The following is a 5,265-nucleotide window of genomic DNA, read 5'->3' as shown; positions in this document are numbered from 1 at the left end:
GGGTGTGGTTCGGGGTGTGTTGCTTGAGAACTCAACAGTGTGCTAGTGAACTAAGCCAGTAGAGCTTATATGTGAAACCCCCTCGTCGGGGTTTCCTTTGGGAATGATTGAGAGTGTAGTCTCGATCGAACTTTACAGCATTGTTGGAGAGTTTGATCCTGGCTCAGGACGAACGCTGGCGGCGTGCTTAACACATGCAAGTCGAACGCTGAACCGGTTTCGGCCGGGGATGAGTGGCGAACGGGTGAGTAACACGTGGGTAATCTGCCTTGTACTCTGGGATAAGCCTGGGAAACTGGGTCTAATACCGGATATGACCTTTCACCGCATGGTGGGGGGTGGAAAGTTCCGGCGGTACGGGATGAACCCGCGGCCTATCAGCTTGTTGGTGGGGTAGTGGCCTACCAAGGCGACGACGGGTAGCCGGCCTGAGAGGGTGACCGGCCACACTGGGACTGAGACACGGCCCAGACTCCTACGGGAGGCAGCAGTGGGGAATATTGCACAATGGGCGCAAGCCTGATGCAGCGACGCCGCGTGAGGGATGACGGCCTTCGGGTTGTAAACCTCTTTCGCCAGGGACGAAGCGAGAGTGACGGTACCTGGATAAGAAGCACCGGCTAACTACGTGCCAGCAGCCGCGGTAATACGTAGGGTGCGAGCGTTGTCCGGAATTATTGGGCGTAAAGAGCTCGTAGGCGGTTTGTCGCGTCGGCCGTGAAATCTCCACGCTTAACGTGGAGCGTGCGGTCGATACGGGCAGACTTGAGTTCGGCAGGGGAGACTGGAATTCCTGGTGTAGCGGTGAAATGCGCAGATATCAGGAGGAACACCGGTGGCGAAGGCGGGTCTCTGGGCCGATACTGACGCTGAGGAGCGAAAGCGTGGGGAGCGAACAGGATTAGATACCCTGGTAGTCCACGCTGTAAACGTTGGGCGCTAGGTGTGGGCGACATTCCACGTTGTCCGTGCCGTAGCTAACGCATTAAGCGCCCCGCCTGGGGAGTACGGCCGCAAGGCTAAAACTCAAAGGAATTGACGGGGGCCCGCACAAGCGGCGGAGCATGTGGATTAATTCGATGCAACGCGAAGAACCTTACCTGGGCTTGACATGCGCCAGACATCCCCAGAGATGGGGCTTCCCTTGTGGTTGGTGTACAGGTGGTGCATGGCTGTCGTCAGCTCGTGTCGTGAGATGTTGGGTTAAGTCCCGCAACGAGCGCAACCCTTATCCTGCGTTGCCAGCGCGTCATGGCGGGGACTCGTGGGAGACTGCCGGGGTCAACTCGGAGGAAGGTGGGGATGACGTCAAGTCATCATGCCCCTTATGTCCAGGGCTTCACACATGCTACAATGGCTGGTACAGAGGGCTGCGATACCGCGAGGTGGAGCGAATCCCTTAAAGCCGGTCTCAGTTCGGATCGCAGTCTGCAACTCGACTGCGTGAAGTCGGAGTCGCTAGTAATCGCAGATCAGCAACGCTGCGGTGAATACGTTCCCGGGCCTTGTACACACCGCCCGTCACGTCATGAAAGTCGGTAACACCCGAAGCCCATGGCCCAACCCTTCGGGGAGGGAGTGGTCGAAGGTGGGACTGGCGATTGGGACGAAGTCGTAACAAGGTAGCCGTACCGGAAGGTGCGGCTGGATCACCTCCTTTCTAAGGAGCACAACACGTCCCGGCCACGGCCGGGAGTGGCCCGTGCTTAGGCCTCGAATGCAGGCCTGTTCGGGTTGCTCAAGGAATTGTGGAACTACTGGTTAAGGTCGTCTTTGGTGGGCTATGCCCCGGTCAGTACTGCGGCTTGCCGCGTGGAAGTCCGGGTCGGCGTCCGGGGAGACGGTCGTTCGCTGGCATGCTGTTGGGTCCTGAGGCAACACACGTTGTTTCTGGTGTGGTGTTTGAGAACTGTAGAGTGGATGCGAGCATCTTTGTGGTCAAGTTGTTAAGGGCACATGGTGGATGTCTTGGCTTCAGGAGCCGATGAAGGACGTGGGAGGCTGCGATATGCCTCGGGGAGCTGTCAACCGAGCTGTGATCCGAGGATTTCCGAATGGGGAAACCCAGCACCAGTGATGTGGTGTTACCTGCCGGTGAATGTATAGCCGGTGTGGAGGGAACGCGGGGAAGTGAAACATCTCAGTACCCGCAGGAAGAGAAAACAAAAGTGATTCCGTGAGTAGTGGCGAGCGAAAGCGGACGAGGCTAAACCGTTTGCATGTGATACCTGTCAGGGGTTGTGCGGGCGGTGTTGTGGGACCTGTCTTCTCAGGGCTGACACTCTGGGCGTGATGCGGCATGGTTAGCGGAACCGTTTGGGACGGCGGGCCGGAGCGGGTGAGAGCCCCGTACGCGAAAACTGTGTTTGTGTTGTGTGACGGTGTTCCCGAGTAGCAGCGAGCTCGTGGAATTTGCTGTGAATCTGCCGGGACCACCCGGTAAGCCTAAATACTTCCTGGAGACCGATAGCGGACGAGTACCGTGAGGGAAAGATGAAAAGTACCCCGGGAGGGGAGTGAAAGAGTACCTGAAACCGTGTGCCTACAAGCCGTCAGAGCTCACTTGTTGGGTGATGGCGTGCCTTTTGAAGAATGAGCCTGCGAGTTAGTGCTGCGTGGCGAGGTTAACCCGGGTGGGGTAGCCGTAGCGAAAGCGAGTCCGAACAGGGCGTTTTGAGTCGCGTGGTCTAGACCCGAAGCGGAGTGATCTACCCATGGCCAGGGTGAAGCGTCGGTAAGACGTCGTGGAGGCCCGAACCCACTTAGGTTGAAAACTGAGGGGATGAGCTGTGGGTAGGGGTGAAAGGCCAATCAAACTCCGTGATAGCTGGTTCTCCCCGAAATGCATTTAGGTGCAGCGTCGCGTGTTTCTTGCCGGGGGTAGAGCTACTGGATGGTCTAGGGGCCTTACCGGGTTACCGAAATCAACCAAACTCCGAATACCGGTTAGTGAGAGCGCGGCAGTGAGACGGCGGGGGATAAGCTTCGTCGTCGAGAGGGAAACAGCCCAGAACACCAGCTAAGGCCCCTAAGTGTGTGCTCAGTGGGAAAGGATGTGGGATTGCCCAGACAACCAGGAGGTTGGCTTAGAAGCAGCCACCCTTGAAAGAGTGCGTAATAGCTCACTGGTCAAGTGGTCCTGCGCCGACAATGTAGCGGGGCTTAAGCACACCGCCGAAGCTGTGTCGCTCGTGCAATACATCCGCTGCTTCTTCGGGAGCAGTGCAGTGGCACGGGTGGGTAGGGGAGCGTCCTGCATCCAGGGAAGCGGCCGCGGAAGCGAGTCGTGGAGGGTGCGGGAGTGAGAATGCAGGCATGAGTAGCGAATGCAGAGTGAGAAACTCTGCCGCCGGATGACCAAGGGTTCCTGGGCCAGGCTAATCCGCCCAGGGTAAGTCGGGACCTAAGGCGAGGCCGACAGGCGTAGTCGATGGACAACGGGTTGATATTCCCGTACCCGAGCATGTGCGCCCATGGCGAGGCGGTTGACACTAACCACCCGAAGCCGGCGTGGAAGTCTTCGGACGGATATGCCGTGTGGAGCGTGGGACCTGATTCCGTAGTAGTCAAGCGATGGGGTGACGCAGGAAGGTAGCTCCGCCAGGCGATGGTTGTCCTGGTGTAAGCGTGTAGGAGGAACGGTAGGCAAATCCGCTGTTCACATACTCTGAGACGTGATGCGTAGCCGTTTGAGGCGAAGCGGGTGATCCTATGCTGTCGAGAAAAGCCTCTAGTGAGTGCATGCACGGCCCGTACCCCAAACCAACACAGGTGGTCAGGTAGAGAATACCGAGGCGATCGGGTGAACTGTGGTTAAGGAACTCGGCAAAATGCCCCCGTAACTTCGGGAGAAGGGGGGCCAGGCATCTTGAAGTCCCGTGCGGACGGAGGGGTGGTTGGCCGCAGAGACCAGCGGAAAGCGACTGTTTACTAAAAACACAGGTCCATGCGAAGTCGCAAGACGATGTATATGGACTGACGCCTGCCCGGTGCTGGAACGTTAAGAGGACCGGTTAACTCCTTTCGGGGGGTGAAGCTGAGAATTTAAGCGCCAGTAAACGGCGGTGGTAACTATAACCATCCTAAGGTAGCGAAATTCCTTGTCGGGTAAGTTCCGACCTGCACGAATGGCGTAACGACTTTCCGGCTGTCTCGACCACAGGCCCGGCGAAATTGCATTACGAGTAAAGATGCTCGTTACGCGCGGCAGGACGGAAAGACCCCGGGACCTTTACTATAGTTTGGTATTGGTTTTCGGTTCGGCTTGTGTAGGATAGGTGGGAGACTGTGAAGCGTTCACGCTAGTGGGTGTGGAGTCGTTGTTGAAATACCACTCTGGTCGGATTGGGAATCTGAACCTCGGACCATGATCTGGTTCAGGGACAGTGCCTGATGGGTAGTTTAACTGGGGCGGTTGCCTCCTAAAGGGTAACGGAGGCGCCCAAAGGTTCCCTCAGCCTGGTTGGCAATCAGGTGTCGAGTGCAAGTGCACAAGGGAGCTTGACTGTGAGACAGACATGTCGAGCAGGGACGAAAGTCGGGACTAGTGATCCGGCACCTCCTGGTGGAAGGGGTGTCGCTCAACGGATAAAAGGTACCCCGGGGATAACAGGCTGATCTTGCCCAAGAGTCCATATCGACGGCATGGTTTGGCACCTCGATGTCGGCTCGTCGCATCCTGGGGCCGGAGTAGGTCCCAAGGGTTGGGCTGTTCGCCCATTAAAGCGGCACGCGAGCTGGGTTTAGAACGTCGTGAGACAGTTCGGTCCCTATCCGCCGCGCGCGCAGGATACTTGAGGAAGGCTGTCCCTAGTACGAGAGGACCGGGACGGACGGACCTCTGGTGTGCCAGTTGTCACGCCAGTGGCATGGCTGGTTGGCTATGTTCGGAAGGGATAACCGCTGAAGGCATCTAAGCGGGAAGCCTGTTCCAAGATGAGGTATCCCACCCCGTGTGGGTTAAGGCCCCCAAGAGACGATTGGGTTGATAGGCCAGAAATGGAAGCACAGTAATGTGTTGTCGAGTTGACTGGTACTAATAGGCCGAGGACTTGCCCACAAAGATCGCTCGCATCCACTCTACGGTTCTGAAACACCACACCAGGCCCCGTCCCGAGACGGGGGGTGTGTTGTTTCGGAGTGTTTCGGTGGTTTTAGCGTCAGGGAAACGCCCGGTCCCATTCCGAACCCGGAAGCTAAGCCTGACTGCGCCGATGGTACTGCAACCGAAGGGTTGTGGGAGAGTAGGACACCGCCGAACTCAAC

Annotated in this window: 3 rRNA genes; all 3 read left to right on the top strand. The window is 57.6% G+C overall.

From position 1 onward, the window contains the following. Positions 1-140: 140 nt before the first annotated feature. The 3 genes from BM362_RS45950 to rrf all read left to right on the top strand — a co-directional run bounded on the left by BM362_RS45950 (position 141) and on the right by rrf (position 5,260). Positions 141-1,660, top strand: a 16S ribosomal RNA gene (locus BM362_RS45950). Positions 1,661-1,936: 276 nt separating this feature from the next. Next, positions 1,937-5,059: ribosomal RNA gene (locus tag BM362_RS45945) — 23S ribosomal RNA — on the top strand. Between the two features lie 84 nt (positions 5,060-5,143). Further along, positions 5,144-5,260: ribosomal RNA gene (gene rrf / locus BM362_RS45940) — 5S ribosomal RNA — on the top strand. Together the 16S, 23S and 5S rRNA genes form the textbook arrangement of a ribosomal RNA operon. Positions 5,261-5,265 lie beyond the last annotated feature (5 nt).

The organism is Amycolatopsis rubida, assembly GCF_900115345.1.
GTDB lineage: Bacteria > Actinomycetota > Actinomycetes > Mycobacteriales > Pseudonocardiaceae > Amycolatopsis > Amycolatopsis rubida.
Note: the sequence above shows the minus strand (reverse complement) of the source record. Positions and strands in the feature narration are given on the sequence as shown.